The following is a 22,228-nucleotide window of genomic DNA, read 5'->3' as shown; positions in this document are numbered from 1 at the left end:
CTGCCCGCAAAAGTGCCTGAGAGATGACCCACAGCCGACCGCTTGAGATCAGTCACGTCCGTTATCAGCAACCACAAGACCGAGGTGAGCGTCTTTCCTTCGAACGGGAGTGAGAGCGGATACGTAAGATCCACAGAAAGGCGACACTCCGGTCCTCGGCAACCCGGCACTACAGTGGTCCGGACAGGCCAGCAGGCAAGGCAAGCACCAGGGAGCGCATGACGTGCGGCCGGTAGGCAGCAAGTACCTGCTCGAGGAGCCGCTCGGACGCGGCGCCACGGGCACCGTCTGGCGAGCCCGCCAGCGCGAGACCGCGGGCGCCGAGGCGGCCGTGCCGGGGCAGCCCGGAGAGACCGTCGCGATCAAGGTCCTCAAGGAGGAGCTGGCCAGCGACGCCGACATCGTCATGCGGTTCCTCCGGGAGCGCTCCGTCCTGCTCCGGCTCACCCACCCGAACATCGTCCGGGTCCGCGACCTGGTCGTCGAGGGCGAGCTGCTGGCCCTGGTCATGGACCTCGTCGAGGGCCCCGACCTGCACCGCTACCTGCGCGAGAACGGGCCCTTCACACCCGTCGCGGCAGCGCTGCTCACCGCCCAGATCGCCGACGCGCTCGCCGCCAGCCATGCCGACGGCGTCGTGCACCGCGACCTCAAGCCGGCGAACGTGCTGCTCCAGCAGTACGACGGCCGGATGCACCCGCTGCTGACCGACTTCGGCATCGCCCGACTGGCCGACTCCCCGGGCCTGACCCGCACCCAGGAGTTCGTCGGCACGCCCGCGTACGTCGCGCCCGAGTCCGCCGAGGGCCGCCCGCAGACCTCCGCCGTCGACATCTACGGCGCCGGCATCCTGCTGTACGAGCTGATCACCGGCCGCCCGCCGTTCGCCGGCGGCTCCGCCCTGGAGGTGCTGCACCAGCACCTGAGCGCCGAGCCGCGCCGCCCCTCCACGGTCCCCGACCCGCTGTGGACGGTCATCGAGCGCTGCCTGCGCAAGAACCCCGACGAGCGGCCCAGCGCCGAGAACCTCGCCCGCGGTCTGCGCGTCGTCGCCGAGGGCATCGGCGTGCACGCGAACTCCGCGCAGATCGCCGCCGCCGAGGGCGTCGGCGCGCTGCTGGTGCCCGACCCGGCGCCCGCGCCCGTGCCGGACATGACCGGCGGGGCCGATCCGACCCAGGTCCTCCCGCAGGGCGCGGGCTCCTACGACCCGAACGCCGCGACCAGCGTCATGCCGCACACCGGCGGCCCGGGCGGTGCCGCCGACCCCACCGCCGTGCTGCCCCACCGGGGCGCGGCCGACCCGACCGCCGTCATGCCGCCGGTCCCGCCGGGCTCGCCCGGCCACCCCGGACAGCAGGGCGGCGGGCCCGAGGACCCGCACCCCTGGCAGAACCAGCTGCGAGCGGCCCGCGACCGCAACGAGCAGACGCAGGTCCAGTACCTCGACCCGAACGAGGACCCGCTGCGCCGCCGTCCCCAGCGCCAGGTCGCCCGGCCGCAGCAGCAGCCCCCGCGCCGCCAGGCGCCCCCGCCCGGACCTGGCTACGGCCATCCGCAGCAGCAGCCCCAGCAGTACGCCCCGCAGTCCCCTCAGCCCCAGCGGCCCCAGCCGCCGCAGCGCTATGCCCCGCCCGCGCCGCCGGCCCAGCCCCAGCAGCCGCAGCGGCCCCAGCGCGAGCCCCGGCAGCCGCGGCAGCGCAGCGCCAACCGCATGCGGATTCCTGGGCTCGGCTGCCTGAAGGGCTGTCTCTTCACGATCATCATCCTGTTCGTCGCGGGCTGGCTGATCTGGGAGCTGAGCCCGCTCCAGGAGTGGCTCGGCACCACCAAGGGCTACTGGGACCAGCTCACCGACTGGTTCGGCACGGTGACCGGCTGGATCGAGCAGCTCAGCGGGAGCGGTTCGGGCACGAACTGACCCGAACCACCCTGCGAGGTTGGCGATTTGTCGACACCTGGCGGGTGATTTCCGCCCGGGCGGTGAAGGTTGGCTCCCCGGACGCGTAGTTTTAGGGGGCCTTTCACCATGCCCGCCCGGGTCGCGTGGTCTGGCACCGCGCCTCGCCGCGTTGCCGAAAAGCCCTGGTAGCTCCGCTACGAGGGCTCTCCGGCGCCTTGCGATGCACGGCACCAGACCACGCGACCTGATCGGACGCTCATGGTGAAAGGACCCCTTAGCGACAACACGCGTCGGTAGGAGCAGCCTTGGCACGGAAGATCGGCAGCCGGTACACCGCCCACCAGATCCTCGGGCGGGGCAGCGCCGGCACGGTGTGGCTGGGTGAGGGCCCCGAGGGCCCCGTCGCCATCAAGCTGCTGCGCGAGGACCTGGCGTCCGACCAGGAGCTCGTCGGGCGCTTCGTCCAGGAGCGGACGGCGTTGCTCGGCCTGGAGCACCCGCACGTGGTGTCGGTGCGCGACCTGGTCGTCGATGGCAACGACCTGGCCCTCGTCATGGACCTGGTCCGCGGCACGGACCTGCGGACCCGGCTGGAGCGGGACCGGCGCCTGGCGCCCGAGGCGGCCGTCGCGATCGCGGCGGACATCGCCGACGGGCTGGCGGCCGCGCACGCCGCGGGTGTCGTGCACCGGGACGTGAAGCCGGAGAACGTGCTCCTGGACATGCGGGGCCCGCTCGGCCCCGGCGGCTCCCACCGCGCGCTGCTGACCGACTTCGGCGTGGCGAAACTCATAGACACCCCGCGCCGCACCAAGGCCACGAAGATCATCGGCACGCCGGACTACCTCGCCCCGGAGATCGTCGAGGGCCTGCCGCCGCGCGCCTCAGTCGACATCTACGCCCTCGCCACGGTCCTCTACGAGCTGCTCGCGGGCTTCACCCCCTTCGGCGGCGGCCACCCGGGCGCGGTCCTGCGCCGGCACGTCACGGAGACGGTCGTCCCGCTGCCCGGCATCCCGGACGAGCTGTGGCAGCTGCTCGTGCAGTGCCTGGCCAAGGCCCCGGCCTCCCGGCTGCGGGCCTCGGAGCTCGGCGCACGGCTGCGGGAGCTGCTGCCGATGCTGGAGGGCATGCCGCCGCTGGAGGTGGACGAACCGGACACCGAGTCCGCCGACGAGGCCGACCGCGAGGAGCAGCCCGCCGGACCGGCACCGGCCGAGCGGGCCCGGCGGCGCGGCGCGGTCCCCCTGGTGCCGGGCGCGAAACCAGCCGACTCCAACCGGGACACCCACACCTCGATGCGTGTCCCGGCCCCCGACGAACTGGCCGGCGGCGCCCACGGCACGGCCCGCGCCCCCCGCACCCCGGGCGCCCCCCGCCCCGGCTCGGCCCGCAACCGCGCCGCCACCCGGCGCCGCCGGGTGGCCCTGGGGGCGGGCGCGGTCGCCCTGGCGGCGGCGGTCGGCGTCGGCGCGTGGCTGTCCACGTCGGGCGACGAGGCGAGCAAGCCACCCCAGGACACGAAGAACTCGGCGCCGCAGTCCCCCTGACCCCCGCGGGCGCCCCGGAGCCCGGCGTCCGCGCACCCGTCGGCACCGGCCGCCCGGCGATGGCCGCCGGGCGGAGCCGTTACGCTGGAGGGCGTGGCAGTCGTCGACGTATCCGAAGAGCTCAAGTCCCTCTCCTCGACCATGGAGTCGATCGAGGCCGTTCTGGACCTCGGGAAGATGAGGGCAGACATCGCCGTGCTCGAGGAGCAGGCGGCCGCGCCGTCCCTGTGGGACAACCCCGATGAGGCGCAGAAGATCACCAGCAAGCTGTCCCACCTCCAGGCCGAGGTGCGCAAGGCGGAGGCCCTGCGCGGTCGTATCGACGACCTCGCCGTCCTCTTCGAGATGGCCGAGGAGGAGGACGACCCGGACACCCGTGCCGAGGCCGAGTCCGAGCTCGTCGCCGTCAGGAAGGCGCTGGACGAGATGGAGGTCCGCACGCTCCTGTCCGGCGAGTACGACGCCCGTGAGGCCCTGGTGAACATCCGCGCCGAGGCCGGCGGCGTCGACGCCGCCGACTTCGCCGAGAAGCTCCAGCGCATGTACCTGCGGTGGGCCGAGCAGCGCGGCTACAAGACCGAGATCTACGAGACGTCGTACGCGGAGGAGGCCGGCATCAAGTCGACCACCTTCGCCGTCCAGGCGCCCTACGCGTACGGCACGCTCTCCGTCGAGCAGGGCACGCACCGCCTCGTGCGCATCTCGCCCTTCGACAACCAGGGGCGTCGCCAGACCTCCTTCGCGGGCGTCGAGATCCTTCCCGTGGTCGAGCAGACCGACCACATCGAGATCGACGAGTCCGAGCTGCGGGTGGACGTCTACCGGTCCTCCGGCCCCGGCGGCCAGGGCGTGAACACCACCGACTCGGCGGTGCGCCTCACCCACATCCCCACCGGCATCGTCGTCTCCTGCCAGAACGAGCGCTCGCAGATCCAGAACAAGGCGACGGCCATGAACGTGCTCCAGGCCAAGCTGCTGGAGCGGCGCCGCCAGGAGGAGCAGGCCAAGATGGACGCCCTCAAGGGCGACGGCGGCAACTCCTGGGGCAACCAGATGCGTTCGTACGTGCTGCACCCCTACCAGATGGTCAAGGACCTGCGCACCGAGTGCGAGGTCGGCAACCCCGAGGCCGTTTTCAACGGCGAGATCGACGGGTTCCTCGAAGCCGGAATTCGCTGGCGCAAGCAGCAGGAGAAGTAAGTTTGTCGACAAGGCAACTGCCGACGCCAGGACGGCAGTTGCCTTTTCTGTGCCCGCATGTCTGGGTTTTGCGTCACACTCACACGCTCAGACTCCCGGCATAGCCCCCGTAGTTGGACATGGCGCCCGCAAACGGCCTTGACGTGTCTTTGAAAAATGGGAAGGGTAAAGCGCGGCATGCGTGTCTCTGGGGCGCATGTGAACCGGGGGCCTTCCATCGCAGCTGTCCCCGTCGAGCACAGCCCCGAACGCTGCCTAATGACGATGAGCTACTGGGGGTAGCAACCACATGACGAAGAAGACACGGATCCGTGTCGCGCGGATAGCGGCCGGTGCCGTGATCGCCGCCGGTGCCTCGCTGACCGCCGCGGGTGCCGCATCCGCTCTCGACCTGGGCGTGAACGTCGGCCTCGGTGACACCAGTGTCGGTGTCGGCGTGGGCGTCGGCGGGGAGAACCCGGGTGAGCCGGGTGAGCCCGGTGAGCCGAGCGAGCCGGGTGAACCGTCGGAACCCGGCATCCCGACGGCGCCGAACCCGACCGAGCCGGGCACGCCCACCGAGCCGGGCACCCCGACGGAGCCGGGTACGCCCACTGAGCCGGGCACCCCGACTGAGCCGGGCACGCCGACCGAGCCCACCGACGAGCCGACGGAGCCGACCGACGAGCCGACGGAGCCCACCGAGGATCCGACGAACGGCGGCGGCAACGGCGGCGGCAACAACGCCGACCCCGCCGGTGGCGCATCCACCCAGGACCAGGGCTCCTCGGCCCTGACCGACACCGGCTCGGACAACACTCCGGCGGCGCAGGCCCAGGGCAACGGCGAGGAGCTCGCCGCGACCGGTGCCGCGCAGACCACCTTCCTGGTGGTCGGCGCCGCCACGATGATCGCCGGCGGTGTCGGCTTCCGTCTGCTGCCGCGTCTCGTGGCCGGACGCGGCGGAGCTGTCGCCTGACAGTAGCCGCGTCCGTACGGACCGCCAGTACAGCGCGAGACCGAGGGCCCGGAGCGTCACGCTCCGGGCCCTCGGCCTCGTCTCAGGGCTGTGACGCCGTTACGCGGTCTGGTGCGCCAGGAGCGCCACGGCCGCGATCAGGACCGTCAGCAGGGCGATCAGCGCCATCGGGTTCAGGTTCACGAAGAAGTTCCCCTGCTGCAGGCGCTCGCGGTTCGCGCGGCACACGGGGCACCGGCCCTCGCTCACGGGGGCCGCACAGTTCGCGCACACCAACCGGTCGTACGTCATGCGCTTGCCCTCCTTGCGACGGTTCCACGTCTCCAACGTGTGGGGGGACGGGAATGTTCCCCCCTCCACTTTGCCAGGTTCCTCCGGAGGGTGCGCGGCTCGCTCCCGAAGGGGTGGTCGCACGGGGTCCCGCGGCTGCGGGCCGTGGGGGGAGCGCGCAGCTCCCCGCGCCCCCGAGGTGCGTACAAAACGGCACATCGGATGCGCAACCGCGACCGGTGACTGCGGCCCCCTACCCGATTCGCGTATGGTCACGCTCATCTACCCCCGGCGACCCGTGGTGCATCCGTGATCCGATTCGACAATGTCTCCAAGGTCTACCCCAAGCAGACCCGCCCCGCCCTCAGGGATGTCTCCCTGGAGGTCGAGAAGGGCGAGTTCGTGTTCCTCGTGGGGTCCTCCGGCTCCGGAAAGTCCACCTTCCTGCGGCTGATCCTCCGCGAGGAGCGGTGCAGTCACGGGCAGGTGCACGTGCTGGGCAAGGACCTCGCCCGCCTCTCCAACTGGAAGGTGCCGCAGATGCGGCGCCAGCTGGGGACGGTGTTCCAGGACTTCCGCCTGCTGCCGAACAAGACGGTCGGCGAGAACGTCGCCTTCGCGCAGGAGGTCATCGGCAAGTCGCGCGGTGAGATCCGCAAGTCCGTGCCGCAGGTGCTCGACCTCGTCGGGCTCGGCGGCAAGGAGGACCGGATGCCCGGCGAGCTGTCGGGTGGTGAGCAGCAGCGCGTCGCCATCGCGCGGGCCTTCGTCAACCGGCCGAAGCTGCTCATCGCCGACGAGCCCACCGGCAACCTCGACCCGCAGACCTCCGTCGGCATCATGAAGCTGCTCGACCGCATCAACCGGACGGGCACGACCGTGGTGATGGCCACGCACGACCAGAACATCGTCGACCAGATGCGCAAGCGCGTCATCGAACTGGAGAAGGGCCGCCTCGTCCGCGACCAGGCCCGCGGTGTCTACGGCTACCAGCACTGACCCCGCACCCGAGATCCACGGAAAGGCATAACCAGTCGCCATGCGCGCCCAGTTCGTCCTGTCGGAGATCGGAGTCGGTCTCCGCCGCAACCTGACGATGACCTTCGCGGTCGTCGTCTCCGTCGCCCTGTCGCTCGCCCTGTTCGGCGGGTCGCTCCTGATGAGCGACCAGGTCAACACCATGAAGGGCTTCTGGTACGACAAGGTCAACGTCTCGATCTTCCTCTGCAACAAGAGCGACGCCGAGTCGGACCCCAACTGCGCCAAGGGCGCGGTGACCGACGACCAGAAGAAGCAGATCAAGGCCGACCTCGCCGAGATGGCGGTCGTCCAGACGGTCACGTACGAGTCGCAGGACCAGGCGTACAAGCACTACAAGGAGCAGTTCGGCGACTCCCCGCTGGCCAGCTCCCTCACGCCGGACCAGATGCAGGAGTCGTACCGCATCAAGCTGAAGGACCCGGAGAAGTACAAGGTCATCGCCACCGCCTTCAACGGCCGGGACGGCGTGCAGTCCGTGCAGGACCAGAAGGAGACCCTGGACAACCTCTTCAAGCTGCTGGAGGGCATGAACTGGGCCGCACGCGCGGTGATGGCGCTGATGCTGGTCGTCGCGCTGATGCTGATCGTCAACACGGTGCGCGTCTCGGCGTTCAGCCGCCGGCGTGAGACCGGCATCATGCGCCTGGTGGGCGCCTCCGGCTTCTACATCCAGGCGCCGTTCATCATGGAGGCCGCGGTCGCCGGACTCATCGGCGGCACCCTGGCGTGCACCTTCCTGCTGGTCGCGCGGTACTTCCTCATCGACCACGGACTGGCCCTGGCCGACCAGCTCACACTGATCAACTTCATCGGCTGGGACGCCGTCCTGACGAAGCTGCCGCTCATCCTCGCGACGAGCCTCCTGATGCCCGCGTTGGCCGCGTTCTTCGCGCTGCGCAAGTACTTGAAGGTGTGACGCATACCAAGAGGGGCCGTACGGTCAACAGGCCGTACGGCCCTTCCGCTTGTCCTAGACTCACCGGCATGTCAGGTCGTGACCCGTTCTGTCAGCCCCGCCGAATCCGCCGCGGGGCCGCCCTGACCTTGGTGTTCGCGAGCGTGCTCGTCGCCGGTGCGGCCACCGGGGCGTTGCCGCAGGCCGACCGGAAGTCCGCGCCGGGCCAGGCTCGTTCGGCCGTCCCGGCCGGGCGCCACGCGGACGTCACCAAGGCGGCCGAGGAGGCCATGGCCGACGGCAAGTCCCCGATGGAGGCCGCGAAGCGCGCCGTCAGCCGCAGCGGGGACCGCTGGGGCGCCGTCTACTCCGAGGGCGAGTACGAGGAGTTCCAGGACGCCCTCGACGGCCGGTACACCGGCGTCGGCCTGTGGGCCCGCAGCGAACGGGACGGCCGTATCGAGGTGACGAAGGTGCGCGCCGGCTCACCCGCGGCGACCGCCGGCATCCGCGCCGGGGACCTGCTGCGCAGCGTCGACGGTGAGAAGACCGACGGGCGGCCCGTCACGGAGGTCGTCTCCTTACTGCGCGGGGACGCCACCGACGCCCCCGCCGGGACCACCGTCCGCCTCGGCCTGGAACGCGGCACCCGCGCGTGGACCGAGACCCTGCGCCGAGCCCAGCTGTCCACGGAGCCGGTCACCGTTCGGGAACTCGCCGGCGAGGTCACCCTCATCGAGGTCGACACCTTCACGAAGAACTCCGGCGACCAGGTCCGCGAAGCCGTCCGGCAGGCCCCGCGCGGCGCCGGGATCGTCCTCGACCTGCGCGGCAACTCCGGCGGCCTGGTCGCCGAGGCCGTCGCGGCCGCCTCCGCCTTCCTCGACGCCGGCCTCGTCGCCACCTACGACGTCGACGGCGAACAGCGCGCCCTGCACGCCGAGCCCGGCGGCGACACGACCAGACCCCTGGTCGTCCTCGTCGACGGCGGGACCATGAGCGCGGCCGAACTCCTCACCGGCGCCCTGCAGGACCGCGGACGGGCGCTCGTCGTGGGCTCCCGCACCTTCGGCAAGGGCTCGGTCCAGATGCCGAGCCGGCTGCCCGACGGCTCCGTCGCGGAGCTCACCGTCGGGCACTACCGCACCCCCTCCGGCGGCGGGGTCGACGGCCGGGGCATCACGCCCGACCTGGACAGCGACGAGGACGCCCTGCAGCGGGCCGAGGCCGTACTGCGCGGCCTGACCGGCCCCTCGTAAACGACTTCCCGGGAGCCCCCTCCGTAGTGCGAAAATGGTCGGCACTATGGCTAAGGAAAAAGGGCGCAAGATGATCGCGCAGAACAAGAAGGCGCGGCACGACTACCTCATCATCGACACCTACGAGGCCGGTCTGGTCCTCACCGGGACCGAGGTGAAGTCGCTGCGCCAGGGACGGGCGTCGCTGGTCGACGGCTTCGTGCAGATGGACGGGCACGAGGCGTGGCTGCACAACGTGCACGTGCCGGAGTACAGCCAGGGCACGTGGACCAACCACAGCGCCCGCCGCAAGCGGAAGCTGCTGCTGCACCGCGAGGAGATCGACAAGCTGGAGTCGAAGTCGGGCGAGACGGGCCACACCATCGTGCCCCTCGCGCTGTACTTCAAGGACGGCCGCGCCAAGGTCGAGATCGCGCTGGCGAAGGGCAAGAAGGAGTACGACAAGCGGCAGACGCTCCGCGAGAAGCAGGACCGCCGGGAGACCGAGCGGGCGATCTCGGCGGTGCGCCGCAAGGCCCGGGGGTAGGGCGGACCGGCCGCCGGGAATACGGTGGCATCGTCGGGCGTTGGTCACGTACGATGGCATCTGCACCTCACAGCGGCGGGTGCGAGCCCCCTCCGCGGGGGATTGAAAAAACAACATGGGGATGATCGGTTTCGACAGCGGCTGTCGAAGCAGGGGAAGCGTGTCGAGGAAGCGGCCATGATCTCGTAAACCACAGGCCGAAAAAAATAATCGCCAATTCCAAGCGATCCATCTCCCAGGGCGAGCTCGCCCTCGCTGCCTGATCTTCAGGTAGCGAGCAGCGGCTCCCCTACTTAAGGGAGTGTCAGCCCGGGGGTGTTCCCGACCCGGATCCTGGCATCATTCAGGGAACTAAACCTTGATCCCGGTCACGGGGTGAAGAGGGAAACCACACAGTGACTGGGCCCGTCGGAGACTTGTCGGCGTGATCTCCGGGGCCGAGAAAAGCACAGCCGACTGCACACGGAGAAGCCCTGGTTCCACACCGTTGGACGCGGGTTCGATTCCCGCCATCTCCACTCATCCCATGTGGGCGAAGGCCCCGTCGCTTCCGAGCGGCGGGGCCTTCGTCATGCCTGACGTGTGCCGGCCCGCTCCGTCAGGCGCGGCGGCAGCAGGGTCGTCTGCGGCACGGGAGCGCCGGACAGCTTCCGCATCAGCAGGTCCACCGCCCGGGCGCCCAGCTCCGCCGACGGCAGGGTGACGGAGGTGACCGGGACACCGGTCGTCGTCGTGAGGTCGTCGGGGCCGATGGCGGTGATCGACAGTTCGGCGGGGATCCGCAGGCCGAGCTGTAGGAAGGCCTGGATCAGCGGCTCCAGGAGGGGCTCGTTGTGGACGACCAGGCCCGTCGGGGACGGGTGCGCGCCCAGGAGCCGCTCCGCCAGGCGCCGGGCGGCGTCCGGGCCCGGCTCGCTCGGGTGCACGGAGGACACCAGCCGGTGACGGTCGGCCGCGGCCGTGAAGCCCTCGACCAGGTGGTGGGCGAAGGCGGTCCTGCGCAGATAGACCGCCGGGGGCGAGCCGACCAGCGCGACCGTGCGGTGGCCCAGCCCCGCCAGGTGGTTCACGCACACCTCGCCCGCGGCGCGGAAGTCGAGGTCGACGCAGGTCAGACCGCGCGGTTTCGCCGGGACGCCGATCAGGACCGAGGGCCGGGCCAGGGAGCGCAGGACGGGCAGGCGCGGGTCGTGGAGTTCGACGTCCGTCAGCAGCAGCGCGTCCACCGAGGCCGTCTCCGTGGCGCGGTCCAGGGACTGATCGCCCTCCTCCTGGGTGAGGAGCAGGACGTCGTGGTCATGGCCACGGGCCGCCGTCACCACCGACCCCGCCACCTGCATCACCACCGGTACGTGCACACCGGGCCGGAGCGGCGCCAGCAGCGCCAGGACGTTCGGCTTGCCGGCCAGGGCGCGGGCGCCCGCGTGGGGGCGGTAGCCCAGGTCGCGGACGGCGGCCTCGACACGGCGCCGGGTCTCGTCGGAGATCGGGCGCTTGCCGCTCAGCGCGTAGGAGACGGTGCTGGGGGAGACCCCGGCCCGTCGTGCCACGTCCGTGATCCTGACCATCAGGCCGGCTCCAGCTCCAGCGTCAGGGAACCGGTTCCGGGCGCGGCCTCAGCCGCGCGCCCGCCCGCGGCCAGACTCCAGGACGCCGCCGGGTCACCGCAGGACGCCCGGAGGGTGCCCCCCTCGCGCACCACCGTGAAGGTCACGTCCCCGACCGGCACCGTCACCTCGTCCCCGGGCCGCAGGCCGTACGCCCTAAGCGTCACCCCGTCGGCGTGGCCGTAGTCCGGCCGGTCGTCCCGCGCGCCGACCGGGATCACCGCGCCCGGTCGGACCAGGAGCGGCACGCTGGTGAAGTCGTGCCGCTCGCGTACCCAGCGCGGGCCCGTCACCGTCTCGCCGGTGAGGAAGTGCGTCCAGGTGCCCTCGGGGACGTAGTACGTGACGTCGCCCTCGTCGCTGAACACCGGCGCGACCAGCAGGTCCGGGCCGAGCATGTACTGCCGTTCCAGGTGCGCGCAGCCCGGGTCGTCCGGGAACTCCAGCACCATCGCCCGCATCATCGGCACGCCCTCGGTGTGGGCGGTGCGGGCCGTCTCGTACAGGTAGGGCATGAGGCGCAGCTTCAGCCGGGTGAAGTGGCGGGCGACCTCGACCGACTCCTCGTCGAACAGCCAGGGGACCCGGTAGGAGTCGCTGCCGTGCAGGCGGCTGTGCGAGGAAAGCAGGCCGAAGGCCAGCCAGCGCTTGAACAGGGCCGGGGTCGGGGTCCCCTCGAAGCCGCCGATGTCGTGGCTCCAGAAGCCGAAACCGGACAGGCCGAGGGACAGCCCGCCCCGCAGCGACTCCGCCATCGACTCGTACGTCGCCTCGCAGTCACCGCCCCAGTGCACGGGGAACTGCTGGCTGCCCGCCGTCGCCGAGCGGGCGAAGAGGACGGCCTCCTCCTCGCCGCGGTGCTTGCGCAGCACCTCGAAGACCGTGCGGTTGTACAGGTACGTGTAGTAGTTGTGCATCCGCTCCGGGTCGGAGCCGTCGGACCAGGTCACATCGACCGGCACCCGTTCGCCGAAGTCGGTCTTGAAGCAGTCGACGCCCTGCGCGAGCAGCGCCTCCAGCTTGGCGGCGTACCAGTCGCGGGCGGCCGGGGAAGTGAAGTCGACCAGGGCCATGCCGGGCTGCCACATGTCCCACTGCCAGACGCTGCCGTCCGGGCGCCTCAGCAGGTGCCCGAGCGCCTTGCCCTCGGCGAAGAGCGGGGAGCGCTGGCCGATGTACGGGTTGATCCAGACACTGACGCGCAGGTCACGGTCCTTCAGCCGGGCCAGCATGCCCTCCGGGTCGGGGAACACCCGCGGATCCCACTGGAAGTCGCACCACTGGAACTCGCGCATCCAGAAGCAGTCGAAGTGGAAGACGGAGAGGGGGAGCCCCCGCTCCCCCATGCCCTCGATGAAGGACGTCACCGTCTCCTCGTCGTACGAGGTCGTGAAGGACGTCGACAGCCACAGCCCGAACGACCAGGCGGGCGGCAGGGCCGGGCGGCCGGTCAGGGCCGTGTACTTGCGCAGGATCTCCTTCGGAGTGGGGCCGTGGATGACGTAGTACGTCAGCTCCTGTGTCTCCGCGCTGAACTGCACCCGGGAGACGACCTCCGAGGCGACCTCGAAGGACACCTGGCCCGGGTGGTCGACGAAGACGCCGTAGCCCGCGTCCGTGAGGAAGAACGGCACGTTCTTGTAGGCCTGTTCGCTGCACGTGCCGCCGTCGGCCTGCCAGATGTCGACGACCTGCCCGTTCTTCACCAGCGGGCCGAAGCGCTCACCGAGGCCGTAGACGGACGTGCCGACCTTCAGGACCAGTTGTTCACGCAGGTAGTGCGCGCCGGAGTCGTCCCGCATGATGCCCGTGTTCTTGTGGCCGCTGCTGGTGAGCGTGCGGCCGCGGGCCAGGAACTCGACGTGCCAGGGGCCGCCGCGGGCCAGCCGGACCGACAGGTCGCCCGAGGTCAGGGTCGCGTGCTCGTCGTCGTACGCGATGTGCGGGCTGGTCCGCGATGCCGTGAGCTCGAACGCGGGGCGCCGGGGCTCGCCGCCCGTGAAGTGCGTCAGGGTCAGGCCGATGACGCCGGGCATGGGGGTGTGCGCCCTGACCGTCATGACGGGGCCGGTCATCAGGTCGCCGCGGGAGCGGACGGGCCGGGTCGGGGCGTGGATCTCCAGGATGCCGTCCGACTCGGTGACGTCGAGGACCTGGGCGGGGTGGGCCGCGGTGACGCCCTCGCGCAGGAGCCAGTAGCCGTCGGTGAACTTCATGTGGGGGTCCCTACTTCCCGGCGCCCTGACGTCGAAGCGCTTCGACGATCGAACGTATGCGGGGTGCGTGAGGGCGTCAATGGGGTGGGATGGGATCGGTGAAGCGGTTCGATGACCCGCGCGGGGGTGGGGCCAGGGGCAGGGACAGAGCCAGGGCCACGGCAGCCGCCGTCACCGGGACGCCGTAGCCCGCCGCCGGCGACAGGTGCTCCACCGTCCAGCCGCCGAGCGCGCTGCCGCAGGCGATGCCGCCGAGCAGGCCGGTCACGGCGAGGGTCATGCCCTCGTTGAGCCGGCCCTCGGGGGTGCGATGCTGGACCAGCGTCATGGTGGTGACCATGGTCGGGGCCGTCGCCATCCCGGCAACCAGCAGCGCGGCGGCCAGAAGCGGGAGCGAGCCGGTGAGGGTGGCGGCGAGCCACGGCAGGGTCAGCAGCGCCGCCATCGCGGCCACGCACCACGGCATGCGGGACGCGGCCGGACCGGTGAGCTTCGCCGTGCCGTAGAGCAGCCCGGCCGCGCAGGAGCCCGCCGCCTGGAGCGCGAGCACGACGCCGGCCGCCGACTGCTGTCCCCGGGCGTCGGCGAACGCCAGGGTGACGACCTCGGTCGCGCCGAAGACGCCGCCTGTGGCCAGGCAGACCGCGAGCAGCGGGGCCATGCCGGGGGCGCGCAGCGGTGCCTTGCCGGGTATGAGTGCGCGGACCGGCGGCTCCGTCGCACGCCGGGTGGTGAACAGGACCATGCCCGTCAGCAGCAGCACCGCGCCCGCCAGGGTGCCCGCCTCCGGGAAGAACGTGCCGCACAGGAACGCCGCGAGCACCGGGCCCAGCATGAAGCACAGTTCGTCCGCGGCCTGCTCGAAGGAGTTCGCCGTGTGCAGGGCCTTCGGGTCGCCGGCCAGCAGATGTGCCCAGCGGGCCCGGGACATGCCGCCGGTGTTGGGGGTCGTGGCGGTGGCGGCGTAGGAGGCGAACAGGGTCCAGTCCGGGGCGTCGTGGCGGACGCACAGCAGCAGGGCGAGGGAGCCGAGGAAGGCGATCACCGTGGCGGGCAGGGCCACCCGGGCCTGGCCGTGCCGGTCGACGAGCCGCGCGGTCCACGGCGCGACCACCGCGGTCGCCGCGAGCCCCGTCGCCGTGACGGCACCGGCGAGGGCGTACGAGCCCCGTGTCCCGGCGATCATGATGACCGCGCTGACGCTGAACATGCCCATCGGCAGCCGTGCGATCAGGTTCCCGGCGGTGAACGCGCGGGCGCCCGGCAGGCGGAACAGGCGGCGGAACGGGGCGAGTCGAGGCATGTGGCCACCGTCGCCCGGCCGTGATCAGGCCGTCCAACACCTGTTCCGTGCGGACTCACGCACCCGGGTTGTAGGACGGCCGAAACGTCCCGGCCGAAAACATTCGCTCCTTGTTCTTCATACAGAGATATGGAGAGTTCCTGATGGTCCTCACGGTGCGTGGAAAAGATGCTCATTCGGGAAAATCCTTCACCCGTTTGCCGCGCATCCGCCGAAGTGGGCCGACGGTTAGTTGGTACATGACCGAGGCGACCAGGAAAGACGGCTGGGCGGTAACGCTCGGCCCGTACACCTACATTCCCGCTCCAGCGCACTCGCCGGCCACCGTCAACGGCATGCTCACCAGGGGCGGTTGCCCGGTCACGCTGCAGGTGACCGAGTCGGTGCTGCGAGATTTCATCGACGCGATGAGCGTGCTGGAAAAGGATCTCGCCCGACGGTGGATCAGCGCGACGGATCGGCCCGCTTTCGCTCTTGCGGAATAGCGGGCCGCGTCATGTACGACAATGGAATCGAGGGCACCGGCCGGCATCGGGCCCCGGCCAGGGATTTCGTCACCCCGCTGACGCCGCCGGACCCGACCTGGGACCCGGCCGAGGAACTGGCGTTCATTCTCGAGGAGGCCCTCGGGGAGCAGGCGGCGCGGATCCCCGCCCCCCGTGACGATCCACCGCCGCCCGCGGATCCGGCCCCGGACGTCCACATGCGGCGGCTGCAGGACATCACCGAGGAGCTGCCGCCCGTGCGGGAGGTCCCCCGGCGCCACCGCAGGGTCCGCACCCGCAAGGCCTCGGGCCTGCTCCGCATCACCAGCTTCCTCGTCGCCGCCCTGGCGGGCGTCATCGCCTCCGCGGTGAGCCTCCTGAGCGGCATGGTCGCCTACGACCCCCTGCGCCTGGTCGCCGTGTCCCCCGCGGAGAGGAGCCTGTGCACCTGGTGGCCCCTGCTCGTGTACGGGCCCTGGCTGGTGGCCTCCCTGTCGGTGCTGCGGGCCGCGCTGCACCAGCGCCGTGCCGTGCACTCCTGGTGCGTGGTCGTGGTGTTCTCGTGCGTCGCCGTGCTCCTGTGCGTCGTCCAGGCGCCCAGGACGGTCCTCGGCACCGCGGCGGCGGCCCTGCCCGGGGTCGCGGCCCTGGCTTGCTTCCAGCAGGTCGTCCGGCAGATCACCCTGACCCGGCCGCCCCTGCGGTCGGCACCGCGGCACCGAGTCGGGCAGGCTCCGGCGACCGCCGGTACGGACGCCGCGACGGGTGAGGGCGAGACCCCTCGGAAGGCCACCGGCCCCTGAACTACCGGGGCGCAGGCTGCCGGAGGTCACCGGCTCAGAGCGGCTCAGAGCGGCTCAGAGCATCCGGACCGCAGACCGCCGGTGGTCACCGGCCCCGGGCTCCCGGTGCGATGGCCACCGGAGGCCACCGGCCCCGAATTACCGGACCGCGGACCACCGGAGGCAGCCAGCCCCCGGGCTCCTGGACCGCGGACCACCGGCGGTCACCGGCCCCGGGCTCCCGTACCGCCGTCCGCTGTAGGTTCACGGCATGCCCGCCCACCTCGACCCCCGCCTCCTGCGTGGCTTCGTCACCGTCGCCGAGGAGCTGCACTTCAGCCGTGCCGCAGTGCGTCTCCACGTGGCCCAGCAGGCGCTCAGCCGGGACGTGCGGCGGCTGGAGCGGGAGCTCGGCGCCGAGCTGTTCGTGCGGACCACCCGGCAGGTGACGCTCACACCCGACGGGGAGCGGCTGCTGCCGTACGCGCGTCGCGTGCTGCGGGCGCAGGACGAGCTGCTCGCCGCCTTCGACCAGGCCCGGCCCCTGCTGGTCGACCTCAACTCCCCGGGCCTGGTCACCGCCCGCCGTGTGCTGCACCGGGCGCGGGACCTCGCCCCGGGCCTGGAGCTGATGGCCCGTTACGAGAGCGGCCTGACCGGAGCCGCCGGCGAGCTGCTCACGGGCCGGCTGGACGCGTCGTTCGGCCGGTTCGCCGGGCTGGACCCGGCGCTGCGGGCCGGGCTCGACCACCAGCCCGTGCGGTACGAGCCGATGGCGGTCGTGCTGCCCGAGGACCACCGGCTGGCCGCGCTGGAGGCGGTGCCGCTCGCCGAGCTGGCCGGCGAGACCGTCTACGCGGGCGCCGGGAATCCGCGCACGCCGGAGTGGACCGGCCTCGCCCGGCTGCTGTTCGAGGGACGGGGAATCGAGATCGCGCCACCCGCGCCGATGGCCGTCGGAGAGGAGGAGTTCCAGCGGGTCATGGCCGGAACGCGCAACCCGGTCCTGGCCGTGGTGGGGTTCCCGGCCCTGCCGTCGACGGTGTCCCGGCCGCTGGTCGACCCCGTTCCGCTGTCTCCTGTGTCCCTGGTGTGGCGCAGGGGCCTGAGCCACCCCGGGTTCGACGCGCTGCGACGGGCGGCGGCGGATCTCGCGGCGGAGGAGGGCTGGCTGCGGCGGCCCGCCGGGGGGTGGGTCCCGGCCGCCGACGATGTCCTGATGGTGTCCCACCGCTGACACGATTCGACACCGGCCAAACACGAAACCTCCGCGTGCGCTACATTCGACGCCTGAGCACGGTGTGGTAATAGGGGGGCGCTCGGACGGGTGGGGGCCCGGTCCGACGACGGGTGCTCAGGTCGAACGCGCACCTGAACCATCCCTGTGGGGGGAAGTGCGTGCGCGTGAAAAAGTGGCGAGAAGACGCCCAACCCGAATGGCCCGAGGCCGCCACGGCCACCGGGGAACTCCCAGCGGACGCCAGAGCCGGCGACCGGAGAGCCAGCCGGTTCTTCGCCGACGGCGACGTTCGGACGACCAGCCTCCGGCTGCCCGCCGGGACGGAGATACTGCGCGGCATCCCCCGGCAGAGCGAGGGCGAGGCCGATTCGCTCGCCTCGGACCCCGGTCCCCGGCCGGCGGTCCGCGATCCCTGGCGGGAGCACGAGGAAGCCGGCCCGGCCGGGCAGGACCCCGGCTCCGCCGAGCACACCCACGACCCGCACGAGGTCACCGTCCAGCTCGACGCCGTCCAGCTCGGGGACGGGTTCCTCCAGCAGGTCAAGGAAGGCCCCGGCGCCGAGGCGGCCGCCGACCGGCCCGTCTTCGTCGACGAGTCCGGCCGCCGCAGCCGCCGCCTGCGCCGGATCGGCATGGTCATAGCCCTGGCCTGCGGGGTCTACGCCGTCGTCATCGTCACCACCCTGCTGTCGGGCAACTCCAACGCGCCCTGGCTGCCCGTGCCCAGCAAGAAGGAGGGCCAGCCCGCCGGGCAGGTCGACACCCCGCCGCTGCCCACGGAGTCGGCACCGACGGCCGGCACCGGCGCCACCGCGCCGGGCAGCGCGCCGGCGACCGGCGAGGCCACGGTGCCCGCGGCCGACCGACCCAGCGCCGTCGCCCCCGGTGTCACCGCGGACCCCGGCCTCCCAGGCACCTCCGCCGAGCCCTCGCCGACCGCGATCCGGACCAACCCGAAGCCGGGCACCGTCGACACCGACCCGACCCCGAGCAGACCGGCGGACCCGCCGGCCACTCCGGCCACCGACCCCACGCCGACGGTCGACCCCACGCCCGAGCCGACCGTGACCACGGACCCCGGCGTCGACGACGACACGGGCACGGTCGCCGAGGGCCCGGCCGAGCCACAGCCCGTGGCGGAGACGCCCGCCGCCTAGGGCCTGTTGCGAAAGTGCCGCCTGCCGCGCGACGCCCGGCACGCTCCCCCGAGCTCTTCGAGCAGGGGGACCCCCACTCGCCGCACCGGCCGAAAGCCCGTCTACGTATGAGGGCTTCCGGGCGGCACGCCGAGAGCAGGCACCGGACGCCGCGCGGCCGCCCTCCGGGCGACGACGCCACGTTCGCAACAGGCCCCGGCCCGGGCCACCACCCATCGCACGACCAGGTGTGCTCCGCACGCCGCGCAACCGTGCCCGTCACACCGCATGCCCGCTTCCGGCCGGCGGGAGAGGCCGTCAGGCGGCCTTCACCGGGCCCGTCACACCGCATGCCGCGTCACCGTCCCCGTAACACCCGCTCACCGCACCACCCGGAGTACCACCACCCATGGCATCCCGTACCCGCCGTTCCGGGCCCGCGCCTGGAGCCCCCGGCGGCTCCAGGCGCCGGCGTCTGCCCATGCGACTGCTGCTGCCCCTGCTCCTTCTCGTCGCCCTGATGGCGATGCTCATGCTGCGCGGATACGTGCACAGCGAGATCCTCGCCGACCACCGGGTCGGGCCGCCCGCGGCGAACGACCGCGTCCCCAAGGACATCCTGGAGGGCGGACCCGTCATCGACACCCGCAACGGGAAGCCGACCACCCTGGGGCTCCCGGACCGCGAGCTGGTCCTGACCTTCGACGACGGGCCGGACCCGACGTGGACGCCGAAGGTCCTCGACGTGCTGGAAAGGCACGACGCCCACGCCGTCTTCTTCATCACCGGCACCATGGCCTCGCGTCACCCGGACCTCGTCCAGCGCATGGTCGACGAGGGCCACGAGATCGGGCTGCACACCTTCAACCACCCGGACCTGTCGTTGCAGAGCAGGAGCCGTATCGACTGGGAACTGTCCCAGAACCAGCTCGCGCTGGCCGGGGCGGCCGGCATCCGCACCTCGCTGTTCCGCCCGCCGTACTCGTCGTTCGCCCAGAACATGGACAACAGGTCCTGGCCGGTCACCGAGTACATCGGCAGCAAGGGCTACATCACCATCGTCAACGACACCGACAGCGAGGACTGGCGCCGGCCCGGGGTCCAGAAGATCATCAGCAATGCCATGCCGAAGGGCGGCGAGGGCGCCATCGTGCTGATGCACGACTCCGGCGGAGACCGCTCCCAGACCGTGGCCGCGCTCGACCGGTACATCACCGGGCTGAAGGACAAGGGCTACCGCTTCCACACCCTCACCGCCGCCCTGGAAGCCCCCAGCGCGCACACCCCGGTCGCCGGGCTGGACGCCGTGAAGGGCGAAGCGTGGGTCTTCCTGGTGCAGGCCTCCGAGAAGACGACCGGGGTCCTCGTCGCAGGGCTCGCCGTCGTCGGCGTGCTGGTCTTCGGGCGTCTCGGGCTGATGCTGATCCTTTCCGTCGCGCACGCCCGCCGGGTCAGGCGCCGGGACTTCCGCTGGGGGGAACCCGTCACGGAACCGGTCTCCGTCCTCGTGCCCGCCTACAACGAGGCCAAGTGCATCGAGCAGACCGTCCGTTCCCTGGTCGCCAGCGACCACCCCATCGAGGTGCTGGTCATCGACGACGGCTCCACCGACGGCACCGCGCGCATCGTCGAGAACCTCGGCCTGCCCGGCGTACGCGTCGTCCGCCAGCTCAACGCGGGCAAGCCCGCCGCCCTCAACCGGGGGATCGCCAACGCCCGGTACGACCTGATCGTGATGATGGACGGCGACACCGTCTTCGAGCCGGCCACCGTCCACGAACTCGTCCAGCCCTTCGGCGACCCCCGTGTGGGCGCCGTCGCCGGCAACGCCAAGGTCGGCAACCGGGACTCGCTCATCGGCGCCTGGCAGCACATCGAGTACGTCATGGGCTTCAACCTCGACCGGCGCATGTACGACGTGCTGCGCTGCATGCCGACCATCCCGGGCGCGGTCGGCGCGTTCCGGCGCAGCGCCCTGGAGCGCGTCGGCGGCATGAGCGACGACACCCTCGCCGAGGACACCGACATCACCATGGCCATGCACCGCGACGGCTGGCACGTGGTGTACGCGGAGAAGGCCCTCGCCTGGACGGAGGCCCCCGAGTCGGTCCAGCAGCTGTGGTCCCAGCGCTACCGCTGGTCGTACGGCACCATGCAGGCCATCTGGAAGCACCGCCGGGCCCTCGTCGAACACGGCCCCTCCGGACGCTTCGGCCGGGTGGGCCTGCCACTGGTGTCGATGTTCATGGTCGTGGCGCCGCTGCTGGCTCCGCTGATCGACGTGTTCCTGCTGTACGGGCTGGTGTTCGGCCCGACCGAGAAGACCATCGGCGCGTGGCTGGGCGTCCTCGCGGTGCAGGGCGTGTGCGCGGCCTACGCGTTCCACCTCGACAAGGAGCGCATGACCCACCTGATCTCGCTCCCGCTGCAGCAGCTCCTCTACCGCCAGCTCATGTACGTCGTCCTGCTCCAGTCCTGGATCACCGCCCTCACCGGCGGCCGGCTGCGCTGGCAGAAGCTGCGGCGCACGGGCGCGGTGGGCCTGCCCGGGGCCGGTACCGCCGCGCCCCAGCAGCAGAGGGACGGGAGGCCGGTCGGATGACCACTCCTCCCGTGACCGAGGCTCCGCGGCAGACGGAGCTGGCCCCTTCCGGACGGCCCGGACGCGACCGGTACTTCGACCTGCTGCGGGCCCTCGCGCTGTTCCGTGTCGTGCTGTACCACCTGACGGGCTGGGCCTGGCTGCCGCTGCTGTTCCCGTCGATGGGCGTGATGTTCGCGCTCGCCGGGAACCTCATGGCCCGCTCGCTGAAGCGCCCGCCCGTCCAGGTGATCCGCGGCCGGCTGCGCCGGCTGCTGCCCCCGCTGTGGCTGCTGGGTGTCGTCGGCGTGACCGGCATGGTCCTGCAGGGCTGGGGGCCGGGTGCGGACGGGCACCCCGGCTGGTGGTGGCTCCATCTCACCTTCTGGATCGTGCCGTTCAGCGACCCGCCGTACGCCGAGGGGCTGCCCGGCGTGTCCGGCGTCATCGGCGAGAACTGGGCGGTCGACCTCGCGGGCCCGCTGTGGTACATCCGCGCCTACCTCTGGTACGTCCTGCTGTCGCCGCTGCTGCTGAAGGCCCTGCGCGCCCTGCCGGCCGTCACGCTTCTCGCGCCGATCGTCCTGGCCGTCGCCTTCGAACAGGGCTGGCTCACGCTGCCCGGCGAGCGGGTCCCCTCGGCGCTCACGGACTTCTCCACCTTCGGCGCCTGCTGGATCCTCGGCATGGCCCACCAGGAGGGCATCCTGCGGCGGCTGCCGCGCTACATCGTCCCGTCCGTGGCACCCGTCATCGCCCTGGCCGGCCTCTGGTACGCCGTGGAGCACGACTTCGGCACCGGCAACCACCTGGACAGCATGCCCCTGGCGCAGGCGCTGTGGTCGTTCGGCACGGTGCTGTTGCTGCTGCACGTCAGCCCCTCCTGGTCCGACTGGCCGCGCCGGCTGCGCCCCTGGGCCGGGACGATCACCCTGCTCAACTCCCGGGCCGTCACGATCTACCTCTGGCACAACATCTGCATCCTGGTCGCCGCGACCCTCTGGGACCACCTGTGGCGCTTCCCGCTGCTGGAGCAGAACGTCCCCGGGCTGCTGGAGAGCCCCTGGCCGGTGCTGGTCCTGGTGTGGGTGCTGATCGGCTACTGCGTCCTGGCCTTCGGCTGGGTGGAGGACCTGGCGGCGAAGCAGAGGCCCCGGCTGTGGCCGGACGGGGAGCCGCGGGCGCGGGCCCGGAGGAGCAGGAGCTGAACGGACCTCGCTGTCCCGGGCTGCGCCGGTGTGGAAAACTGCCCGGGTTGCGCGTGTGAACAGCGGTG

Annotated in this window: 18 protein-coding genes and 1 other RNA gene; 15 read left to right on the top strand and 4 right to left on the bottom strand. The window is 71.8% G+C overall.

Annotated elements, in window-relative coordinates; genetic code table 11:
- Positions 1-223 precede the first annotated feature (223 nt).
- From ACZ5TL_RS10395 to ACZ5TL_RS10380, 4 genes are all read left to right on the top strand, one after another.
- Positions 224-1,921: a serine/threonine-protein kinase gene (locus ACZ5TL_RS10395; protein ID WP_468588953.1), complete on the top strand. Its 1,698-nt coding sequence runs from the start codon at positions 224-226 to the stop codon at positions 1,919-1,921.
- Between the two features lie 287 nt (positions 1,922-2,208).
- Positions 2,209-3,453 carry a serine/threonine-protein kinase gene (locus ACZ5TL_RS10390; protein WP_468588952.1) on the top strand — a complete coding sequence of 415 codons (1,245 nt, stop codon included), beginning with the start codon at positions 2,209-2,211 and terminating at the stop codon, positions 3,451-3,453.
- Positions 3,454-3,546: 93 nt separating this feature from the next.
- Complete coding sequence (prfB, locus tag ACZ5TL_RS10385; protein ID WP_468588951.1) at positions 3,547-4,653, top strand: peptide chain release factor 2; 1,107 nt, start codon at positions 3,547-3,549, stop codon at positions 4,651-4,653.
- A gap of 289 nt (positions 4,654-4,942) precedes the next feature.
- Positions 4,943-5,611: a hypothetical protein gene (locus ACZ5TL_RS10380; RefSeq protein ID WP_468588950.1), complete on the top strand. Its 669-nt coding sequence runs from the start codon at positions 4,943-4,945 to the stop codon at positions 5,609-5,611.
- Positions 5,612-5,710: 99 nt separating this feature from the next.
- On the opposite strand, the gene ACZ5TL_RS10375 is transcribed toward ACZ5TL_RS10380, so the two are convergent.
- The gene (locus tag ACZ5TL_RS10375; protein WP_468588949.1) at positions 5,711-5,902 is read right to left on the bottom strand and encodes a hypothetical protein; all 192 of its coding nucleotides are present in this window, start codon (positions 5,900-5,902) and stop codon (positions 5,711-5,713) included.
- A 288-nt stretch (positions 5,903-6,190) separates the two neighbouring features.
- Between ACZ5TL_RS10375 and ftsE the strand changes: the two genes are divergently transcribed.
- From ftsE to ssrA, 5 genes are all read left to right on the top strand, one after another.
- Positions 6,191-6,880, top strand: coding sequence for a cell division ATP-binding protein FtsE (ftsE, locus tag ACZ5TL_RS10370; protein WP_003990615.1), 690 nt, complete (start codon positions 6,191-6,193; stop codon positions 6,878-6,880).
- Between the two features lie 40 nt (positions 6,881-6,920).
- Positions 6,921-7,838, top strand: coding sequence for a permease-like cell division protein FtsX (gene ftsX, locus ACZ5TL_RS10365; RefSeq protein ID WP_468588948.1), 918 nt, complete (start codon positions 6,921-6,923; stop codon positions 7,836-7,838).
- 68 nt (positions 7,839-7,906) lie between these two features.
- Positions 7,907-9,076 carry a S41 family peptidase gene (locus ACZ5TL_RS10360; RefSeq protein ID WP_468588947.1) on the top strand — a complete coding sequence of 390 codons (1,170 nt, stop codon included), beginning with the start codon at positions 7,907-7,909 and terminating at the stop codon, positions 9,074-9,076.
- A 46-nt stretch (positions 9,077-9,122) separates the two neighbouring features.
- A complete protein-coding gene (smpB, locus tag ACZ5TL_RS10355; RefSeq protein ID WP_468588946.1) occupies positions 9,123-9,602 on the top strand; it encodes an SsrA-binding protein SmpB in 480 nt (159 codons plus the stop codon).
- Positions 9,603-9,719: 117 nt separating this feature from the next.
- Positions 9,720-10,123, top strand: a transfer-messenger RNA (tmRNA) gene (gene ssrA, locus ACZ5TL_RS10350).
- 48 nt (positions 10,124-10,171) lie between these two features.
- Here the strand turns inward: ssrA and ACZ5TL_RS10345 are convergent.
- The 3 genes from ACZ5TL_RS10345 to ACZ5TL_RS10335 form a co-directional block, all read right to left on the bottom strand.
- Entirely contained in the window at positions 10,172-11,170 is a 999-nt protein-coding gene (locus ACZ5TL_RS10345; RefSeq protein WP_468588945.1) for a LacI family DNA-binding transcriptional regulator, read from the bottom strand.
- Positions 11,170-13,425, bottom strand: a complete 2,256-nt coding sequence (gene yicI / locus ACZ5TL_RS10340) for an alpha-xylosidase (protein ID WP_468588944.1) — start codon at positions 13,423-13,425, stop codon at positions 11,170-11,172. The genes ACZ5TL_RS10345 and yicI overlap by 1 nt, the downstream gene beginning before the upstream one ends.
- 76 nt (positions 13,426-13,501) lie before the next feature.
- On the bottom strand, positions 13,502-14,728 hold the full coding sequence (locus tag ACZ5TL_RS10335; protein ID WP_468588943.1) for an MFS transporter: 1,227 nt from the start codon (positions 14,726-14,728) through the stop codon (positions 13,502-13,504).
- 143 nt (positions 14,729-14,871) lie between these two features.
- Here ACZ5TL_RS10335 and ACZ5TL_RS10330 point away from each other — a divergent pair, with 143 nt between their 5' ends.
- The 6 genes from ACZ5TL_RS10330 (at position 14,872) to ACZ5TL_RS10305 (ending at position 22,160) form a co-directional block, all read left to right on the top strand.
- Positions 14,872-15,213 carry a hypothetical protein gene (locus tag ACZ5TL_RS10330; RefSeq protein ID WP_468588942.1) on the top strand — a complete coding sequence of 114 codons (342 nt, stop codon included), beginning with the start codon at positions 14,872-14,874 and terminating at the stop codon, positions 15,211-15,213.
- A gap of 11 nt (positions 15,214-15,224) precedes the next feature.
- On the top strand, positions 15,225-16,016 hold the full coding sequence (locus ACZ5TL_RS10325; RefSeq protein WP_468588941.1) for a hypothetical protein: 792 nt from the start codon (positions 15,225-15,227) through the stop codon (positions 16,014-16,016).
- 250 nt (positions 16,017-16,266) lie between these two features.
- Positions 16,267-17,232: a LysR family transcriptional regulator gene (locus ACZ5TL_RS10320; protein ID WP_468588940.1), complete on the top strand. Its 966-nt coding sequence runs from the start codon at positions 16,267-16,269 to the stop codon at positions 17,230-17,232.
- Positions 17,233-17,399: 167 nt separating this feature from the next.
- Positions 17,400-18,392 (top strand): hypothetical protein, encoded by a 993-nt coding sequence (locus tag ACZ5TL_RS10315; protein WP_468588939.1) that lies wholly within the window; start codon positions 17,400-17,402, stop codon positions 18,390-18,392.
- A gap of 388 nt (positions 18,393-18,780) precedes the next feature.
- Complete coding sequence (locus tag ACZ5TL_RS10310; protein WP_468588938.1) at positions 18,781-20,973, top strand: bifunctional polysaccharide deacetylase/glycosyltransferase family 2 protein; 2,193 nt, start codon at positions 18,781-18,783, stop codon at positions 20,971-20,973.
- Complete coding sequence (locus ACZ5TL_RS10305; protein ID WP_468588937.1) at positions 20,970-22,160, top strand: acyltransferase family protein; 1,191 nt, start codon at positions 20,970-20,972, stop codon at positions 22,158-22,160. The genes ACZ5TL_RS10310 and ACZ5TL_RS10305 overlap by 4 nt, the downstream gene beginning before the upstream one ends.
- Positions 22,161-22,228 lie beyond the last annotated feature (68 nt).

Source organism: Streptomyces sp. NPDC033136 (genome assembly GCF_055578235.1).
This window is presented reverse-complemented; position numbering and strand designations above follow the sequence as displayed.